Source organism: Pseudomonas sp. G7(2022), assembly GCF_052660475.1.
The window spans coordinates 4,406,650-4,424,110 of sequence record NZ_CP109659.1 but is presented as its reverse complement, the minus strand read 5'-3'; the positions used below and the strand labels follow the sequence as shown (position 1 = coordinate 4,424,110).

Here is a 17,461-nt window from a genome sequence, read left to right as displayed (position 1 = left end):
GGGGAGCCGAACCTTAGCGCGTCGGGCGCCTGTCGACAATGGGCATGTAACCGTTCAGTCCAGCACGGGTTGCGCAAATGCCTTGCGAACGGTGTCGTGGGAAAACTCTTCGGCGTGCTGTTCGACCCATTGCAGCGCTCGTGCCTGGATATCCTGCAGGTCATCGTGGGCATCGTTGATTCGGCAATAACGCTCGATCTGACACACCTGCTCACCCATTCTCGCGCTGAAAAGAGTTTGTTCATCGGTGAACGCAATCCCCACCAGATAACCCTTTTTACGGCGCAGGCACCAGGCTACATAGCCCGGGCAGGCGAAGTCGGCATTGAGTGTGGGCATGCGCACTTGCAGTGCGGTGCCATGACGCCAGGCACGGTGGTAATTGCAAGCGATGCCGCCGAGGCTGATAGTGTGCAGCTGTTGCCGCGAAATGCACTCAGGTTTGAGCAACGTCAGTTCGACGGGCACATCATCCGGATGAGGAATAAACCGTCCCATGAGCACAGACTCCCTGTGTCGGCCATTTGACATTGTTTCCCCCAGTATAGTGTTCGAATCGGAACTGACTGATTTCGACGCCGACCAACGGCTGCTGGCGATGAGTGGCGTTTCGCTGGTGATTTTCACCAGTGTCGGCTGCGCCAGTTGCAGGTATGCCCGCGAGGTATTGCCCGGGCTGGAACTGGCAGTCGATCGCGTGTGCTGGATCGACGCCGGCGACAACGGTGGTCTTGTCGAGCGTTATCAGGTCTTTCATTTGCCGGCGTTGTTCGTGGTGCGCGACGGCGAGTTCTTCGGGGCAGTACACACGCGCCTGAATGCCACTGAGTTGAATGCAGCCGTGGCGCAGGCGCTGGGTCGAGTTGCAGAGGAGTTGCCGTGATGGGGGCAGTAGTCGATAAACCGGTGGTAGGGATTATCGGTACCGGTGCAATCGGAGGGTTTTACGGCTTGATGCTGGCGCGGGCCGGGTTCGATGTGCATTTTTTGCTGCGCAGCGAATTTACTGCGGTTGCCGAGCGTGGCTTGCAGGTGAACAGCGCGGTGCACGGCGCACTGACGCTGAACCCGGTGCAGGCCTATTCGTCGGCAGAAGACATGCCGCCCTGCGACTGGCTGCTGGTCGGCGCCAAGACCACCAGCAATGCGGGGCTTGCACCGTCGATCATTCAGGCGGCGAAACCCGACGCGAAAGTGCTGGTACTGCAAAACGGTCTCGATGTCGAAGACAGCTTGCGGGCGTTGCTGCCCGATACCCTGCATTTGCTCGGCGGCTTGTGCCTGATCTGCGTCCACCGCGAAGGGCCGGGGCAGATCACCCATCAGGCGCTGGGGGCAGTGAACGTCGGCTATCACAGCGGCCCTGCACCGGATGATGCGGCGCGCATGGCAATCGTCGAGGCGGGCGCCGGCCTGTTCCGGGCCGCCGGTCTCGATTCCCAGGCGATGCCGAACCTGCATCAGGCGCGCTGGCAGAAACTGGTGTGGAACATTCCCTATAACGGGCTCTCGGTGTTGCTCGGTGCCAGCACCACGCCATTGATGGCCGACACTGACAGCCGCGCGTTGATTCAGGCGCTGATGGCTGAAGTGGTGCTGGGCGCCAAGGCCTGCGGTCATGACATGCCACCGGGTTACGCCCAGTACCTGTTCATGATGACCGAGAAAATGCCCGACTATTGGCCGAGCATGTACCACGACTTTCTGCACAAGCGACCGCTGGAACTGGACGCCATCTACGCTCGACCCTTGGCGGCGGCAAAAGCGGCGGGCTGCGAGTTGCCGCGAATCGAATCGTTGTACCGCACATTGAGCTTTATCGACCGGCGCAACGTTTAAACCGGTCGCACTGGGGGGGAAGGCATGGCCAAGAACATCGATGACAAACTGGTGCTGGCGATTTCGTCCCGTGCCCTGTTCGACCTGAGCGAAAGCCACAAGGTCTACCTGTCGAGCGGCGTCGAAGCCTATCGGCAATATCAGATCGAGCATGAAGACGAAATCCTGGCGCCGGGCGATGCCTTTGCGCTGGTGGAAAAACTGCTCAACCTCAACACTCGCCTCGGTCGCGCGCGGGTCGAGGTGATTCTGGTATCGCGCAACAGTGCCGACACGGGGCTGCGGGTGTTCCACTCGATCGATCACTACGGCCTGGCGATTTCCCGTGCGGCGTTTGTCGGCGGGCGCAGCCCCTATCCTTATCTCAAAGCCTTCGGTTGCGACCTGTTTCTTTCCACCCACGCCGAAGACGTGCGCTCGGCACTGGACAACGGCTTTGCGGCGGCCACCATTCTTTCCGGTGGCGCCAGCCGTGCAGCCAGCGATGAATTGCGCATTGCCTTCGACGGTGACGCGGTGCTGTTTTCCGACGAATCGGAGCGGATCTATCAGTCCGGCGGCCTCGAAGCCTTCCAGGCCAAGGAGCGTGAATCCGCGCGCGAGCCATTGCGCGGTGGGCCGTTCAAAGGCTTTCTGGCGGCGCTCAATCTGTTGCAGCGCGAGTTCCCTGACGATGCCTGCCCGATCCGTACTGCCCTGGTCACGGCACGTTCGGCCCCGGCCCACGAGCGGGTGATCCGCACCTTGCGCGAATGGGACATCCGCCTGGACGAGTCGCTGTTTCTGGGTGGACTGACCAAGTCGGCGTTTCTCGAAGCGTTCGCCGCCGACGTGTTCTTCGATGATCAGGCCGGTCACTGCGAGCTGGCCCGCGAGGTGGTCGCCACCGGCCATGTCCCCCATGGCATCAGCAACGAACCGGCGGTCTAAAGCCCACGTGGTTCAAGACGTTGCGTCGCACGTCGTACTCGCCAAGGCACTGCTAAGCTGAATCAAATCTCCGCCATGTTGGCTTGCGAGGAGGTCATATGATTCGTTCGATGCTGTATGCCACTGACCTCGGTCTGTACGCACCGTTAGTGATGCAGCATGCCCTGACGATGGCTCGAACGTTCAATGCCGACTTGTATGTGGTGCATGCGGTGGAGCCCATGGGGCTGTTTGCCGAATCGGTGTTGCAGAGCTATCTCGACGAACAGGCATTGAACGAGTTCCATAGCCAGGGTCTGAAAACCGTGATTGCCAATATCGAGCAACGGGTGCTCGACAGCTTTCGCGAAGAGTTGGGGGACGAGGGTGAGCAGGACCTGCTGCGGATTCGTGCGGTACGGGTGCTGCAGGGCGATCCGTCACAGGTGATTCTCGATCAGGTGCAGAAACTCTCTGTCGATTTGCTGATCGTAGGAAGTCACAGCCACGGGGTCGGGGCGGAAACACCGTTGGGACGCACGGCGACCCGCGTGCTGCAGTTGTCCAAGGTGCCGGTTTACATGGTGCCGCTGGTTGAGCGTCGGCGTCGGGGGGATCGCTGAAGCAGGAATAATGGCCTTTTGATGAAAAAGTTCTAGATTTATTCTCCAAACCATTAATATAGTTATATACCGTCGCTGATGCCCGTGGCGTCTACCTGCTTTGAGGGATTCATATGAAGCTTCAACAATTGCGCTACATCTGGGAAGTGGCGCACCACGACCTCAACGTTTCCGCTACCGCCCAAAGCCTTTACACCTCGCAACCGGGCATCAGTAAACAGATCCGCCTGCTGGAAGACGAACTGGGTGTCGAAGTGTTCGCCCGCAGCGGCAAACACCTGACCCGCGTCACCCCGGCCGGCGAGCGCATCATCACCACCGCTGGTGAGATTCTGCGCAAGGTCGAAAGCATCAAGCAGATCGCTCAAGAGTTCTCCAACGAGAAGAAAGGCACCCTGTCGATCGCCACCACTCACACCCAGGCACGTTACGCACTGCCGCCGGTGATCAGCAATTTCATCAAGCAATACCCGGACGTGGCGCTGCACATGCACCAGGGTTCGCCGATGCAGATCGCCGAAATGGCCGCTGACGGCACTGTGGATTTCGCCATCGCCACCGAAGCGCTGGAACTGTTCGGCGATCTGGTGATGATGCCGTGCTACCGCTGGAACCGCTGCGTGGTCGTGCCTCAGGGCCACCCGCTGACCAAGCTGCCGAAGCTGACCCTCGAGGCACTGGCCGAATACCCGATCGTGACTTACGTGTTCGGTTTCACCGGCCGTTCGAAACTCGACGAAGCCTTCAGCCATCGCGGCCTGACGCCGAAAGTGGTGTTCACCGCCGCCGACGCCGACGTCATCAAAACCTACGTACGTCTGGGGCTGGGTGTCGGCATCGTGGCCAAAATGGCCGTCGATACCAAGCTCGATAATGACCTGGTTGTGCTCGATGCCAGCGAGCTGTTCGAGTCCAGCGTGACCAAGATCGGTTTCCGTCGTGGCACCTTCCTGCGTGGCTTCATGTGCGACTTCATCGAGAAATTCGCACCGCATCTGACTCGCGAAGTCATGGCCAAGGCCATCCAGTGTCACAACAAGCAGGAACTGGAAGAGCTGTTCGAAGGCGTCGAACTGCCCGTCCACTGAGTCCCTCTCTACAGCACCTCGGTGACAGCGAACTGTTGCCGGGTGCCTGCCACCAGAATCTCCACTTCATCGCCCTCGCACTTTCCCAGCAGGCTTTTGCCCAGCGGCGAGCGTGGGGTGATGACGGTGATCGGCTGACCCACCACGTCGACCTTCAGGCCCGCCGCATCGGGCGCCAGAAACAGCCATTGCTCGCGACCCTTTTCGTCTTCCAGACCGAGCAGGGCGCCGATTTCGATTCCGCGCTGATCGTCGTAGGCCCGAAGCGTCAGGTTCTGGCAAACCGCCAGTGACTGGCGGATTTCCTCGACCCGTTTCGCTTGCCCGGCCGCCAGGTACGACGCCTCGAGCCCCAGAGTGTCGTACTTGTTTTCAGCGATGTTCTCTTCGTGAGTCGCGGTTTCGTATGCGGTTTGCGCGGCACGTTCAGCGATGTCGAGGTCGACGCGCAGTTTGTCGAGAATCAGTTGGTGGACAGTGTGTTTGTTCATGATCAATCGCAGAATTGCAGGACATTGGCGCGGCTCTTTTCGCTCGGAGCGGTCTGATCCTGCTGGAGCCAGAACTGGCATTTAGGGTTCGACTGGTTGCGCGTGCTGCTGCGGGCCTGATCCAGGCGATTGTGCTGCTCGTTCTTGCGCAGGTTTTCTTCGTATTGTTCGAACAGGCGGTTCTGCGGCTGCGGATCTTCCTGAGGCTGCGTGACTACCGCCGGTTTGCTCAGTTGCTGAACGGCTTCCGTCACTGGTTGCAATTGACGGCTGAAGAGCAGCGAGGCGAGCCAGCAAGTCAGCGCAATGGCCAGGAAACCCAGCCACAATCCCAGGGCAATGCTGCCGGTCAATTGCAGCGCGCTAAGCTGAACAGGCAAGGGGCGACGCGGGGTTGGGCGGTAGGGCATGGCTGCCTCCTGGCGGATGATTGCGGGCAAGTGGCGATTGTCGCACGAAGATTAATCGTCGTCGGCTCTTCTGCACGCGGACATTTATGCGGACAATCGCCGCTTTTGCCAACGGGAGTCTTGAATGCCGCAACCGAAAACCCGCTGGGACATCTTTTGCACCGTGGTCGACAACTACGGCGATATCGGGGTGACCTGGCGTCTGGCCAGGCAACTGGTGGCCGAGCATGCGCTGGCGGTGCGACTGTGGGTCGATGACCTGCGTGCGTTCGAGCGGATTTGCCCGGCGCTCGACATCCGCCTCGAAGCTCAGTGGCAAGAGGGCGTCGAGGTCCGGCACTGGTCGGGCGAGTGGCTGGAAACGGACGCCGCCGACGTGGTGATCGCTGCATTCGCCTGTCAGTTGCCGAGTGCCTGCATGGATGTCATGGCGGCACGGGAAACACCACCGTTGTGGATTAACCTCGACTATCTCAGCGCCGAAGACTGGGTGGTTGGCTGCCACGGCCTGCCTTCGGTGAAATACAAAACGGTGCAGAAGTACTTTTTCTTTCCGGGATTTCAGCCCGGCACTGGCGGCTTGTTGCGTGAAAGCGGTTTGCTGGAGCGTCGTCGTCTGTTTCAGCAGGATCGCGAAGCGCAGCGACAATTCCTGCAGGGGCTGGGTGTGGAGCCTGCGGGCGATGCCCGGTTGATCTCACTGTTCGCCTACGAAAATGCCGGCCTTGCCAGTTGGCTGGATGTACTGGCCGCGGACTCGACGCCCACTCATCTGCTGGTACCGGAAGGGCGAATCCTTGGCGACGTCGCCCGCTGGCTCGGGGTCGAGTCGCTGGCGATCGGCGAGGTGAATGTGCGCCAGGCGCTGACCGTGCAGGTGTTGCCGTTCGTCCGGCAGGATCAATACGATCAATTGCTCTGGTGCTGCGATTTCAACGCGGTGCGCGGCGAGGATTCGTTTGTCCGCGCGCAGTGGGCCGGTCGTCCGATGCTGTGGCACATCTATCAGCAGGACGAAGATATCCATCTGGACAAGCTGGATGCCTTCCTTGCGCTCTATACGAAAGGCCTTTCGCCGGATGCTGCCGAGGCGATGAACGGTCTCTGGCACGCCTGGAGTTCCGGGCAGCCGATCGGCGATCACTGGCTGGCGGCCCGTAAACACTGGCCAGAACTGCAGGAACATGCCGAAGCATGGTGTCTGGAACAGGCCTTGCAGGCCGATCTTGCGACGGCGCTGGTACAGTTTTACCGAAATTGGATATGATACGCGGCCTAGATTTTTGTAAATCCCATCCAAATTCGGATATTCGCAATGAAAACTGGTAAAGAACTCAAACCCGGTACCGTGATTCGTATCGACAACGATCCTTGGCTGGTTCAGAAAGCTGAATTCACCAAATCGGGTCGTAACAGCGCGATCATGAAGACCAAGCTGAAGAACCTGCTGACCGGTTACAAGACCGAAACCGTTTACGGTGCGGACGACAAGCTGGACGACGTGATCCTCGACCGCAAAGAAGCGACCCTGTCCTTCATCAGCGGCGACACCTACACGTTCATGGACACCACCGACTACACCATGTACGAGCTGAACGCCGAAGACATCGAAAGCGTTCTGCCTTTCGTTGAAGAAGGCATGACCGACGTTTGCGAAGCCGTGTTCTTCGAAGAGCGTCTGGTATCCGTAGAGCTGCCGACCACCATCGTGCGTCAGGTTGACTACACCGAAGGTTCCGCTCGCGGCGACACTTCCGGCAAGGTGATGAAGCCTGCCAAACTGAAGAACGGTACCGAGCTGTCGGTTGCTGACTTCATCGAAATCGGCGACATGATCGAGATCGATACCCGCGAAGGCGGTTCCTACAAAGGCCGTGCCAAATAAGCACTGGTTTTTGCGCAAAGAAAAAGCCCGACCATTGAGTCGGGCTTTTTTGTGCCTGATGAAAATTACTGCTTCAGGTGCTGCTTCAGTTCTTCCGAGGCCTGCAGCATCGCCGAACGCACTGCCGGTACCTGGCTGACTACGTTGAGCAAACCGTAGTCGTGGATCATGCCGTTGTAGCGCACCGAGGTCACCGGCACGCCGGCTTCGTCGAGTTTGCGGGCATAGGCTTCACCTTCGTCACGCAGCACATCGGCCCCCGCGGTCTGCACCAGTGCAGGCGGCAGACCTTTCAATTGCGCGGTCGTTGCCCGCAGCGGCGAGGCGTAGATCTCGTTCCGCTGGTTGGCGTCGGTGGTGTAGTTGTCCCAGAACCACTTCATCATGTTGCGGGTGAGGAAGTGCCCCTCGGCATACTGGTTGTACGAACCGGTGTCGAAACTGGCATCGGTCACCGGCCACAGCAGCAGCTGGAATTTGATCGCCGGGGTGCCTTTGTCTTTGGCCATCAGGGCGACAACTGCCGCCATGTTGCCGCCGACGCTGTTGCCCGCCACCGCCAGACGCTTGCCGTCGACGTTGATCTCTTTGCCGTGTTCGGCCACCCATTTGGTCGCGGCGTAAGCCTGGTTGATCGCCACCGGATAATGCGCCTCCGGCGACGGGGTGTAGTTGACGAACACTGCCGCCGCACCCGAGCCGACCACCAGATCCCGCACCAGACGTTCGTGGGTCGGGAAATCCCCCAGCACCCAGCCGCCGCCGTGGAAGAACATAAACACCGGCAGCTCGCCCTTGACCCCGGCCGGCCGGACGATGGTCAGGCTCAACGGTTGGCCATCGACCTGGATGGTCTTCTCGCTGACGTCCGCTTTGGGCAGCGTCAGTTTGACCCCGGACTGCGCGCCCGCCAGCACGGCGCGGGCATCCTTGGGTGTCAGCTGTTCCATCGGTTTGCCGGTGCTGGCGTTCAGCACATCGAGGAATGCCTGGGTGTTGTGTTCAACCTCCCCGGCGAATGCGCTGTGGATGGACAGGGCGAGAAGGGTACCGGTCAAGACTTTGCTGAAAGTGTTCATGTTCATTTCCTGTACGGGCCTGGTTGTCAGTGATTACACGGTGACGTGCAGACGCACATCGACGTTGCCGCGAGTGGCGTTGGAGTACGGGCAAACCTGGTGGGCTGCGTCGACCAGGCTTTGTGCATCAGCCTGTTCCAGGCCCGGCAGGCTGATATGCAGGTCGATGTCCAGACCGAAGCCGCCAGGAATCTGGCCGATGCCGACGTGAGCGGTGATCGACGCGTCGTCCGGGATTTTGCGTTTGGTCTGGCTGGCAACAAATTTCAGGGCGCCGATGAAGCAGGCCGAGTAACCGGCGGCGAACAGTTGCTCAGGGTTGGTGGCCGCGCCGCCAGCACCGCCGAGTTCTTTCGGAGTGGCCAGTTTGACGTCGAGGATGTTGTCGCTGGAGATCGCACGACCGTCACGGCCGCCAGTGGAGGTTGCGATTGCGGTGTAGAGAGTTTGCATGGTGTGAGCCTCATTCAGTGTGGTTTGTTGCGCTAATTGTTTGCGCGCTAACTAGGTGCGAAGTAAATGTACTTCGCTAATATTTAGTGCGCAAGATAAATTTTTGAAGAAAGCTCGAACCCGTACTGGGATCAGGGTGAGTCGTGATCTCAAGCTTTTGATATGGAAGGTTTTTTTGAATGTGAATCGAGAGGAAAATTTTTTCGGTGATAAGCCGGGAAGGGGGGACGCCTGCAGGCGCAAGGCTGCGCCCACAGGAAAGGGGGGGAGTCTTAAGTGAGGCTGTCCTGCAAATGACCACGCAAGGCCTGCAACTCGGCTTGCAGGTTTTGCAGGCGCTCCAGCGTGAAGCCGCTGGCCCCGAGGATGCATTGCGGCACGGTTCGGGCCTTGTCTTTCAAGGCGCGTCCCTGGGCAGTCAGTTCAACGATCACCACACGCTCATCTTCCCGGCTGCGGGTTCGGCTGAGCAAACCTTCACCTTCCAGCCGCTTGAGCAACGGAGTCAGCGAGCCCGGATCGGTCAGCAGGCGCGTGCTGATTTCCCCGACGGTCAGACCATCCTTCTCCCACAGCACCATCATCGCCAGATACTGCGGATACGTCAGGCCAAGCGCTTGCAGGAGTGGCTTGTAGACCTTGGTCATCATCAGCGAGGTGGAATGCAGGGCGAAGCAGGCCTGATTGTCGAGCAGCAGGTCTTCGCAGTGGTCGGTGGTGTTGCGGTCGGTGGTCATGTCGGTGCCTTGAACGGTGATGCAGATGAATCTAGCGCTCGAATCTTTAATGCGCCAGACAATTGTGCCCGGTGGCGACTCGGTTAGTGCCGGCCCAGTTCTCGTTGCAGTGCCAGATCCCACGGCGGCACGGGGCTGAACCGGGTCTTGAGATATTCCAGCAGCAGGCGGCTGCGGGAACTGGCCTGTTGCTGCAGTCGCAGCGCATAGATGCCAGCACTTTCCGGTTGCGGCAGACCGTTTTCGCAGAACAGCGGCAACAACTCGCCACGCAACAGGTATTCGCTGGCCAGCCAGGTCGGCAGATGTGCGATCCCGAGTCCCGCGAGCGCACCGCAAACCAGCGCTTCGGCGTTGTTGGCGCTCATGCGCACCCGCGCCGGGCGGTGCAATTGCATCTGCCCGTCCTGTTCGAAACGCCAGGCGAAGGGCGGGGCAAGGCCGTCCCAATCGAGGCCATCATGCTCGCTCAATTGCGCGGGCTCACTCGGCACGCCCCGGCGCTTGAGATAGTCGGGGCTGGCGCAGGCGATGCGCACCATGCTCGCCAGCGGTGTGGCGACCAGCCGGGTGTCGGCCATTTGCCCGGCGCGCAACACCAGATCGACCTTGCCCAGGTTCGAACCGTCCATGTCGACGAAGCTGTCGATCAGATGCAATTGCACATCCAGTCCCGGGTACAGCACCAGAAAATCGGCAATCACCGGTGCCAGATGCCGCCGTCCGAACGCCGCCGGCGCATCCACCCGGATCAGACCCTCCGGCGCGCTGCTCAGGGACACCGCTTCGGCCCGGGCCAATTGCAACTCGGCCACAATGCGTCGCGCTCGCTCGGCAAACGCCAGGCCGGCCGGCGTGGCGCGCACTGCGTGAGTGCTGCGAATAAACAACTGACTGCCGACAGCGCTTTCCAGACTGTCGATGCGCCGGGCGACAGCAGATGGTGTCAGCGGATGTCGGCGCGAGGCAGCAGAAAAACTGCCACTCTCCAGCACATCGAGAAACAGCCCGAGTTGTTCGGTCAATTGATTGGGGTTCATGAATCAGCTCATTGCCTATGCGGATTTGGCACAGCCATTGTGCGTTGCTGTGCGTTTCCGTGCCAGCGCCGACTGCGTAGGATGAACCGCCTGACGTATGAGGAATTACGCTGTGATCGAGTTTTTGTTGTACCTGTTGTTTGGCGCTGCCCTCGGCACACTGGGCGGAATATTCGGCATCGGCGGCGGTTTGATCGCCATCCCCTTGCTGGGCGTGTGGTTCGGGCTTGATCAGCAGATCGCCCAAGGCACAGCGCTGGTGATGGTGGTGCCGAATGTGATGCTGGCGCTGTGGCGTTATCACCAGCGCAATCGCATCGAACTCAGGCATGCGTTGCCGCTGGCGGTCATGGGGTTCTTTTTCGCGTGGATCGGTTCGATCTGGGCCGTGGGCATCGACGCGCAAACCATGCGCATCGGTTTTGTCGCGTTCCTCGTGGCATTGTCGGCCTACAACCTCGTGCGCATGTTTGGCGCGCGTCCGGCGGCGACCTCCGAGATGCGTTATTCATGGCCATGGCTGGGCGTGCTCGGCGCGGCGTCGGGCACCATGGGCGGGTTGTTCGGTGTCGGCGGGGCTGTGGTGGCGACGCCGGTGCTGACCAGCCTGTTCGGCACGACTCAGGTGGTTGCTCAAGGCCTGTCGCTGGCGCTGGCATTGCCGAGCACCGGTGTCACGCTGGTGACGTACGCCGTGCACCACGAGGTGGACTGGATGATCGGGCTACCGCTGGCCATCGGCGGTCTGGCCAGTATCAGTTGGGGCGTGAAGGTTGCCCACGCAATGCCGGAAAAACTCCTGCGCGGGCTGTTCTGCGGGTTCCTGGTGCTGTGCGCGGTGATGCTCGCCTTTAAAGTTTGAAGCCTTCGACGATGTGCTCGGCCAGGCATTCGGTGATCGGCGACGGATTGTTGAGGTTGCGGATCAGCATGATACTGGCCTCGGGCAGCAGCGGCAGATCCTCGGCGGCACCGAGAATGCGCATGTCCGGGGTGATCAGGCTTTCCAGTTGCGCGGTAATCGCCAGACCCGCGCTCACCACTGCCATCAACGCTGAAAGACTGGTGCTGTTATACGCGATCCGGTATTCGCGGCCCATGGCGTCCAGCGCATTGCAGGCCCACAGGCGACAGAAGCAATCACTGTTGAACATCGCCAGCGGCAACGGCGTCTGTTCGTGGGCGCTGAAGTTCTGCGCTTCAGCCCAGACAAAACGCTCCTTGCGCAGCAGCTGGCCAATCTCGTTGCCCGGCTCGCGGGTGACGATTGAAAGGTCCAGATCCGTGCGTTGCAGCAGTTGTTTGGTCGATTCGCAATGCACTTCGATCTGGATCAGCGGATAGAACTGCGCGAAGCGCGACAGGATCCCCGGCAGAAACCGCATCACGTAATCGTCCGGCGTGCCGATGCGTACCGTGCCGACCATGTGCGGCTCGCGCAGGGTGTTGAACACTTCGCTGTGCAATTTCAGGATGCGCCGTGCGTAGCCGAGCAGTACCTGTCCTTCAGCGGTCAGGCGCACCTGACGCCCGTCACGCTCGAACAACTGGCGCTGCAACACGTCCTCTTCCAGACGCTTCATCTGCATGCTCACTGCTGACTGCGTGCGGTTGACCATTTCGCCAGCGCGGGTGAACCCGCCCTGATCGGCAATGGCGACAAAGGTACGCAGGACATCGGTATCGATACTGGGGTACGCCGACAATTGATGAATCTCCGTGATGCATGCCATCAGAAACATTCGTTGGATTGATCGTAGCGCCAGCGCGAGACTTGAGCCATCCCAAAAAGGAGGCAACACGATGAAAGGTCAAAGAGAGTATGCAGGCGAAGAAAAATTTTCCGGCCATATCGTTTCCGATCTGTTGCACAAGTTTAGCCGGTGGTACGAATTGCACCGCGAACGTGAGCTGCTTGCCAGTCTGAGCGACGAAGCGTTGAAGGACATCGGGGTCAGCCGTGCCGATGTCGAACATGAGGCGATTCGGCCGTTCTGGGACGATCCGATGCATAAATGATGAGGCCATCGCTACACAAACCACTTTCAAGTGAGGTAGGTTGCGAGCAGACATGGAGGTACACATGCCCGCGACTCTGTCCTTCTCCCTTAAACAGGCTCGACGTCTGGCACTGGCTGCCCAAGGGTTTCACGGGCGCCAGCCGCCGGCTGTCAAGGCCATGCACCTCAACCGGCTGATCGAACGTCTCGGCCTGCTGCAGATCGACTCCGTCAACGCTGTGGTGCGCTCGCACTACCTGCCGCTGTTTTCCCGTCTCGGTTCCTATTCTGCTGACTTGCTCGACCAGGCTGCCTGGAGTTCGGGGCGACGCCGTTCGCTGTTCGAATACTGGGGCCATGAAGCTTCTTTGCTGCCGCTGTCGATGTACCCGTTGATGGGCTGGCGCATGCAGCGGGCCAGGCGCGGCGAAGACATTTATCAGCAATTGGCGCGCTTCGGCCGCGAGCAACAAGACACCATTCGCCGGGTGCTGGCGTCGGTCGAAGAGCAGGGGGCACTGGGCGCCGGCAGCCTGTCGACCCGTCAGGAAAAGGCCGGGCCGTGGTGGGACTGGAGTGCGGAAAAGCATGCGCTGGAATGGCTGTTCGCCGCGGGCGAAGTCACCGTCGCCGGGCGCCGAGGCTTCGAGCGGTTGTATGACTTGCCGGAGCGGGTGATTCCGGCTTCTGTGTTGCAACAGCCGTTGCCCGATGAGGCCGAGGCGCAGCGCGGTTTGCTGTTGCACGCGGCCGAGGCACTGGGCGCGGCGACGGAAAAAGACCTGCGCGATTACTTCCGCCTGAACCCTGCCGATGCCCGCCCGCGTCTGGCGGAACTGGTGGAAGACGGGAAGTTGCTGACCTGCGAAGTCGCTGGCTGGCGCCAGATTGCCTACTGCCTGCCCGAGCCGAAAATCCCGCGAAAAGTCGAAGCCAGTGCGCTGCTGTCGCCGTTTGACTCACTGATCTGGGAGCGCAGTCGCACCGAGCGGCTGTTCGATTTCCGCTACCGGCTGGAGATTTACACGCCGCAGGACAAACGCGTTTACGGCTATTACGTATTGCCGTTCCTGCACAACGAGCGGATTGCCGCGCGGGTTGACCTGCGCGCCGAACGGGCGGCGGGGCGCCTGGCAGTGCATGCGGTGCACGAGGAAGCAACCGGACTGGATGACGCGGGGATGCAGGCACTGGCGCTGAACCTGCGGCGCATGGCGGACTGGTTGGGACTTGAGCGGGTGCAGCTCAATTGTCAGCGTGAAAGTGCGGGGCGATTGCGAGTGGCGTTGGCTCGGTTCGGCGGTGACTGAACTGGCGCCATCGCTGGCAAGCCAGGCTCCCACAAGTAATGCGTCGTATACATAAATTGCGTACGACACAAATCCTGTGGGAGCGGGCTTGCCCGCGAAGAGGCCAGTTCAGACGCTAAAGATATCGAACCTTAGCGCCGAACCTGCTTCAGGGTTTCGGCGATCAGGAACGCCAGTTCCAGCGACTGATCGGCATTCATCCGTGGGTCGCAGTGGGTGTGATAGCGATCCGACAAACCATCTTCAGTGATCGGCCGCGCGCCACCGATGCACTCGGTGACGTTCTGCCCGGTCATTTCGATGTGGATGCCACCGGCGTAGCTGCCTTCGGCTTCGTGAACCTGGAAGAACTGCTTTACCTCGCCAAGAATCTGCGCGAAGTCGCGGGTCTTGTAGCCGCTGCTGGCCTTGATGGTGTTGCCGTGCATCGGGTCGCAACTCCACAGCACCTGCTTGCCTTCGCGCTGCACCGCACGGATCAGCGCCGGCAGGTGATCGCCGACCTTGTTCGCACCCATTCGCGCAATCAGGTTGAGGCGGCCCGGATCGTTGTCCGGGTTGAGCACATCAATCAGGCGGATCAGATCGTCGGGGTTCATGCTCGGGCCGACTTTCACCCCGATCGGGTTGTTCACCCCGCGCAGGAATTCGACGTGGGCGCCGTCGAGCTGACGGGTGCGGTCGCCGATCCACAGCATGTGCGCCGAGCAATCGTAGTAATCGTTGGTCAGGCTGTCGCGACGCACGAAGGCTTCTTCGTAGTTCAGCAGCAGGGCTTCGTGGGCGGTGAAGAAACTGGTCTCGCGCAGTTGCGGCGAGCTGTCCATGCCGCAGGCGCGCATGAACGCCAGGGTCTCATCGATGCGATCGGCGAGGTGGCTGTACTTTTCGGCCAGCGCCGAGTTGGCGATGAAATCGAGGTTCCACTTGTGCACCTGATGCAGGTCGGCAAAACCGCCCTGGGCGAAGGCGCGCAGCAGGTTGAGGGTGGCGGTGGACTGGTGATACGACTGCAGCAGACGCTCCGGATCCGGCACGCGGCTGGCGGAATCGAAACCGATGCCGTTGACGATGTCGCCACGGTAGGCCGGCAGGGTCACACCGTCGATGGTCTCGTCGTTGGCCGAACGCGGCTTGGCGAACTGACCGGCCATGCGCCCGACCTTGACCACCGGGCAACCGGCAGCGAAGGTCATGACGATCGCCATTTGCAGCAACACTTTGAAAGTGTCGCGAATCTTCGCGGCGGAGAACTCGGCGAAGCTTTCCGCGCAGTCGCCACCCTGCAGCAAGAAGGCCCGACCCTGGGTGACTTCGGCAAACTGACGACGCAGCTCGCGCGCTTCGCCGGCAAACACCAGCGGCGGGTAGCTGGCCAGCGTCTGCTCGACCTGGCGCAAGTGCGCGGCGTCGGGGTATCGGGGTTGTTGCTGGATCGGCAAGGCGCGCCAGCTGTCAGGGCTCCAGGGTTGGCTCATCACGGTCTCTAAGGTTCTACGCACGGACGGCCATGTTAGCAGCAATTAGTGCGTGACCTGCTCCCGCCGCTTCGCCGACAATCGCCGTTTTGCCACGGCACCACAGCGGTGCCATCGCGTCACCGCGCCCGGTGACCACCAGGAGACGAAATGACTGAGGAGCGCGTCGAGCGGTTGCTCGCCGAGGTACAGGATGAGTTCGGCGTGATTCGCGTGCTGGAAGTGGCCGACTACCGCTTTCTGGAGTTCGGCGATGCCATCGAGCAAAGCTGCGTGTTTACCGCCGACCCGAGCTGGCTGGAGTACGACTACACCCGGGCGATGCTGATTGGCGCGTTGTGCCATGAGCAACCGGAGAGTGCGTTGTTTCTCGGGCTGGGTGCGGGGACGTTGACCCAGGCCTGCCTCAAGTTCCTGCCGCTGGAAGACGTTGAAGCCATCGAGCTGCGCCCCGATGTGCCGCGCCTGGCCATCGAATATCTCGGGCTGGACGACGATCCTCGGTTGTACATCCGCGTTGGCGATGCAATCGAACTGCTGCCGACGGCGGAACCTGCGGATCTGATCTTCGTCGACCTTTACACCGATGTCGGCCCGGGCGCCGCGCACCTCGCGTGGAATTTCCTCGGTGATTGTCAGAAACGTCTGAATCCCGGTGGCTGGCTGGTGATCAACCAGTGGGCCACCGATGACGGCAAGCCGTTGGGGGCGGCACTGTTGCGCGGGCTCTATCACCGGCATTACTGGGAGCTGCCGGTGAAGGAGGGCAACGTCATTCTGATCGTGCCGGCAGATCTCGATCAGGTGCTGGACATGCAGGCGCTGACTGCACGGGCTGAAGCGCTGGCACCGAAGCTGGGTTACTCGTTGCAGTCGTTGATCAACTGCATCCGTCCGGCGACCTGATCTTCAAAGGCCTTTGAAAACGCCGGGCCTGCGCTCCACCAGCGAGCGCACTCCTTCCTTGGCATCTTCAGTGGCCAGCAACTTCTTCACCAACGGCGGCAAGCTCTTAGCCGCCGCAGTTTCGCCTTCATAGCGCGCCTGACGTGCCGACATCAGCGTCGCCTGCACGCCTAGCGGCGCCTGTCGGGCAATCCGTTCGGCCAGTTCGAGGGCGCGAGGCAGCAAGTCTTCGCTGGCCATGACTTCCTGCACCAGGCCCAGGTGCAAGGCGTCATGGGCATCGAACTCATCGCCGGTCAGCAACCAGCGCATCGCATTGCCCCAGCCGGCGACCTGATGAAAGCGTAAAGTCGCACCGCCGAACGGAAAGATCCCGCGCTGCACTTCCATCTGGGCGAACCGGGTGTTGCTGGCGCACAGGTTGATGTCGGCCGCGAGCATCAGCTCGATACCGATGGTCAGGCAATAGCCCTGCGCGGCGACGATCACCGGTTTACTGACTCTCGGTCCGACGAACACGCCCCATGGATCGCAACCACCGGGCGGCACCTGCCAGCCTTGGGCGAGGGCGGAACTGGCGTTGACCAGATCGAGCCCGGCGGTGAAATGCTCGCCATGCCCGAACACCACGGCCACCCGCGCATCGCTGTCGGCTTCGAATTCGCCGTAGGCCAGGGCCAGGTCGTTGAGCAGGTCAAGGTCGAAGGCATTGCGCTTGGTTGCTCGGTCCAGGCCGATCAAATGCACGTGACCATGGCGCTCGCGGCTGACGCGGCCGGGGCAGGGCTGATTCATGGGTGTTTCCTCGGAGGGGAAGAAAGGGTGCAGCGACCACATGCCGCACATCGGTGAATCGTTTAAGCGCCATCGCCCGCAGGGCCGGGCCTTTGAAAAATAGACCGTCGCACGATTATCCGCAAAACCCCGTTACACAGCGGTGACAACTGTTTTTTCTCGATAAAAAAAGCTCCCTTTTCGGGCAAATTCCGGTATAGTGCGCGCCGGCCTTTAACCGGGCCGCGTTTAGGTAGCGCAATTCCCCGAAGTCAGCTTCGGCTGCACGTCCGCACTGCGGGCTCTTCCTTGACGATTCTTTTTCATTCATTCGTTTTCGCAAATCCCCGCCGACAAAGCTGCCAGGGCGACTCTTGAGTCTCAACACGGCATGTGCAGCTTTGGAGCATGGGTCTTTGCGGATGCACTTAGAGGCAGA

At 60.7% G+C, this 17,461-nt stretch carries 21 protein-coding genes; 11 read left to right on the top strand and 10 right to left on the bottom strand.

Translation table 11 applies throughout. The annotated features are described in order from the left end of the window. Positions 1–54 precede the first annotated feature (54 nt). Positions 55–498 carry a PilZ domain-containing protein gene (locus tag NE357_RS20105; RefSeq protein ID WP_169431331.1) on the bottom strand — a complete coding sequence of 148 codons (444 nt, stop codon included), beginning with the start codon at positions 496–498 and terminating at the stop codon, positions 55–57. On the opposite strand from NE357_RS20105, the gene NE357_RS20100 reads away from it, so the two are divergent. The 5 genes from NE357_RS20100 (at position 497) to cysB (ending at position 4,459) form a co-directional block, all read left to right on the top strand. Then, the gene (locus NE357_RS20100; protein WP_169431330.1) at positions 497–883 is read left to right on the top strand and encodes a thioredoxin family protein; all 387 of its coding nucleotides are present in this window, start codon (positions 497–499) and stop codon (positions 881–883) included. The genes NE357_RS20105 and NE357_RS20100 overlap by 2 nt on opposite strands. Then, positions 883–1,839: a putative 2-dehydropantoate 2-reductase gene (locus tag NE357_RS20095; protein ID WP_169431329.1), complete on the top strand. Its 957-nt coding sequence runs from the start codon at positions 883–885 to the stop codon at positions 1,837–1,839. Before NE357_RS20100 ends, NE357_RS20095 begins: the two co-directional genes overlap by 1 nt. Positions 1,840–1,863: 24 nt before the next feature. Beyond that, positions 1,864–2,769: a 5'-nucleotidase gene (locus tag NE357_RS20090; RefSeq protein ID WP_169431328.1), complete on the top strand. Its 906-nt coding sequence runs from the start codon at positions 1,864–1,866 to the stop codon at positions 2,767–2,769. A gap of 98 nt (positions 2,770–2,867) precedes the next feature. Next, entirely contained in the window at positions 2,868–3,371 is a 504-nt protein-coding gene (locus NE357_RS20085; RefSeq protein ID WP_169431327.1) for a universal stress protein, read from the top strand. Between the two features lie 113 nt (positions 3,372–3,484). Continuing rightward, complete coding sequence (cysB, locus tag NE357_RS20080) at positions 3,485–4,459, top strand: HTH-type transcriptional regulator CysB (protein WP_007955684.1); 975 nt, start codon at positions 3,485–3,487, stop codon at positions 4,457–4,459. 8 nt (positions 4,460–4,467) lie between these two features. Here cysB and NE357_RS20075 read toward each other — a convergent pair whose 3' ends face one another. Both NE357_RS20075 and NE357_RS20070 read right to left on the bottom strand, forming a co-directional pair. Next, positions 4,468–4,950: a GreA/GreB family elongation factor gene (locus NE357_RS20075; protein WP_169431326.1), complete on the bottom strand. Its 483-nt coding sequence runs from the start codon at positions 4,948–4,950 to the stop codon at positions 4,468–4,470. Positions 4,951–4,952: 2 nt separating this feature from the next. Continuing rightward, positions 4,953–5,360 carry a hypothetical protein gene (locus NE357_RS20070; RefSeq protein ID WP_169431325.1) on the bottom strand — a complete coding sequence of 136 codons (408 nt, stop codon included), beginning with the start codon at positions 5,358–5,360 and terminating at the stop codon, positions 4,953–4,955. A gap of 124 nt (positions 5,361–5,484) precedes the next feature. Between NE357_RS20070 and earP the strand changes: the two genes are divergently transcribed. Both earP and NE357_RS20060 read left to right on the top strand, forming a co-directional pair. Next, complete coding sequence (earP, locus tag NE357_RS20065; protein WP_169431324.1) at positions 5,485–6,627, top strand: elongation factor P maturation arginine rhamnosyltransferase EarP; 1,143 nt, start codon at positions 5,485–5,487, stop codon at positions 6,625–6,627. 48 nt (positions 6,628–6,675) lie between these two features. Then, on the top strand, positions 6,676–7,245 hold the full coding sequence (locus tag NE357_RS20060) for an elongation factor P (protein WP_003226785.1): 570 nt from the start codon (positions 6,676–6,678) through the stop codon (positions 7,243–7,245). 65 nt (positions 7,246–7,310) lie between these two features. Here NE357_RS20060 and NE357_RS20055 read toward each other — a convergent pair whose 3' ends face one another. The 4 genes from NE357_RS20055 to NE357_RS20040 all read right to left on the bottom strand — a co-directional run bounded on the left by NE357_RS20055 (position 7,311) and on the right by NE357_RS20040 (position 10,554). Continuing rightward, entirely contained in the window at positions 7,311–8,324 is a 1,014-nt protein-coding gene (locus tag NE357_RS20055) for an alpha/beta hydrolase (RefSeq protein ID WP_169431323.1), read from the bottom strand. A 33-nt stretch (positions 8,325–8,357) separates the two neighbouring features. After that, on the bottom strand, positions 8,358–8,777 hold the full coding sequence (locus NE357_RS20050; RefSeq protein ID WP_034155242.1) for an organic hydroperoxide resistance protein: 420 nt from the start codon (positions 8,775–8,777) through the stop codon (positions 8,358–8,360). Between the two features lie 272 nt (positions 8,778–9,049). Next, positions 9,050–9,514, bottom strand: a complete 465-nt coding sequence (locus NE357_RS20045) for a MarR family winged helix-turn-helix transcriptional regulator (protein WP_064383306.1) — start codon at positions 9,512–9,514, stop codon at positions 9,050–9,052. An 83-nt stretch (positions 9,515–9,597) separates the two neighbouring features. Beyond that, positions 9,598–10,554, bottom strand: coding sequence for a LysR family transcriptional regulator (locus NE357_RS20040; protein WP_169431322.1), 957 nt, complete (start codon positions 10,552–10,554; stop codon positions 9,598–9,600). Between the two features lie 112 nt (positions 10,555–10,666). On the opposite strand from NE357_RS20040, the gene NE357_RS20035 reads away from it, so the two are divergent. Then, positions 10,667–11,416 (top strand): sulfite exporter TauE/SafE family protein, encoded by a 750-nt coding sequence (locus tag NE357_RS20035; RefSeq protein WP_169431321.1) that lies wholly within the window; start codon positions 10,667–10,669, stop codon positions 11,414–11,416. Here the strand turns inward: NE357_RS20035 and NE357_RS20030 are convergent. Next, entirely contained in the window at positions 11,406–12,260 is an 855-nt protein-coding gene (locus NE357_RS20030) for a LysR substrate-binding domain-containing protein (RefSeq protein ID WP_007908606.1), read from the bottom strand. The genes NE357_RS20035 and NE357_RS20030 overlap by 11 nt on opposite strands. A gap of 97 nt (positions 12,261–12,357) precedes the next feature. Here NE357_RS20030 and NE357_RS20025 point away from each other — a divergent pair, with 97 nt between their 5' ends. Together NE357_RS20025 and NE357_RS20020 are read left to right on the top strand one after the other, a co-directional pair. Beyond that, on the top strand, positions 12,358–12,573 hold the full coding sequence (locus NE357_RS20025) for a DUF1127 domain-containing protein (RefSeq protein WP_114884556.1): 216 nt from the start codon (positions 12,358–12,360) through the stop codon (positions 12,571–12,573). Between the two features lie 64 nt (positions 12,574–12,637). Further along, positions 12,638–13,864 (top strand): winged helix-turn-helix domain-containing protein, encoded by a 1,227-nt coding sequence (locus NE357_RS20020; RefSeq protein ID WP_169431320.1) that lies wholly within the window; start codon positions 12,638–12,640, stop codon positions 13,862–13,864. Between the two features lie 131 nt (positions 13,865–13,995). Here the strand turns inward: NE357_RS20020 and NE357_RS20015 are convergent, their stop codons facing one another. Then, the gene (locus tag NE357_RS20015) at positions 13,996–15,342 is read right to left on the bottom strand and encodes a class II 3-deoxy-7-phosphoheptulonate synthase (RefSeq protein WP_169431319.1); all 1,347 of its coding nucleotides are present in this window, start codon (positions 15,340–15,342) and stop codon (positions 13,996–13,998) included. A 150-nt stretch (positions 15,343–15,492) separates the two neighbouring features. Here NE357_RS20015 and NE357_RS20010 point away from each other — a divergent pair, with 150 nt between their 5' ends. Further along, positions 15,493–16,248 (top strand): spermidine synthase, encoded by a 756-nt coding sequence (locus NE357_RS20010; protein ID WP_169431318.1) that lies wholly within the window; start codon positions 15,493–15,495, stop codon positions 16,246–16,248. Between the two features lie 3 nt (positions 16,249–16,251). Here the strand turns inward: NE357_RS20010 and NE357_RS20005 are convergent, their stop codons facing one another. Continuing rightward, a complete protein-coding gene (locus tag NE357_RS20005; RefSeq protein ID WP_169431317.1) occupies positions 16,252–17,043 on the bottom strand; it encodes a crotonase/enoyl-CoA hydratase family protein in 792 nt (263 codons plus the stop codon). Positions 17,044–17,461: the final 418 nt, after the last annotated feature.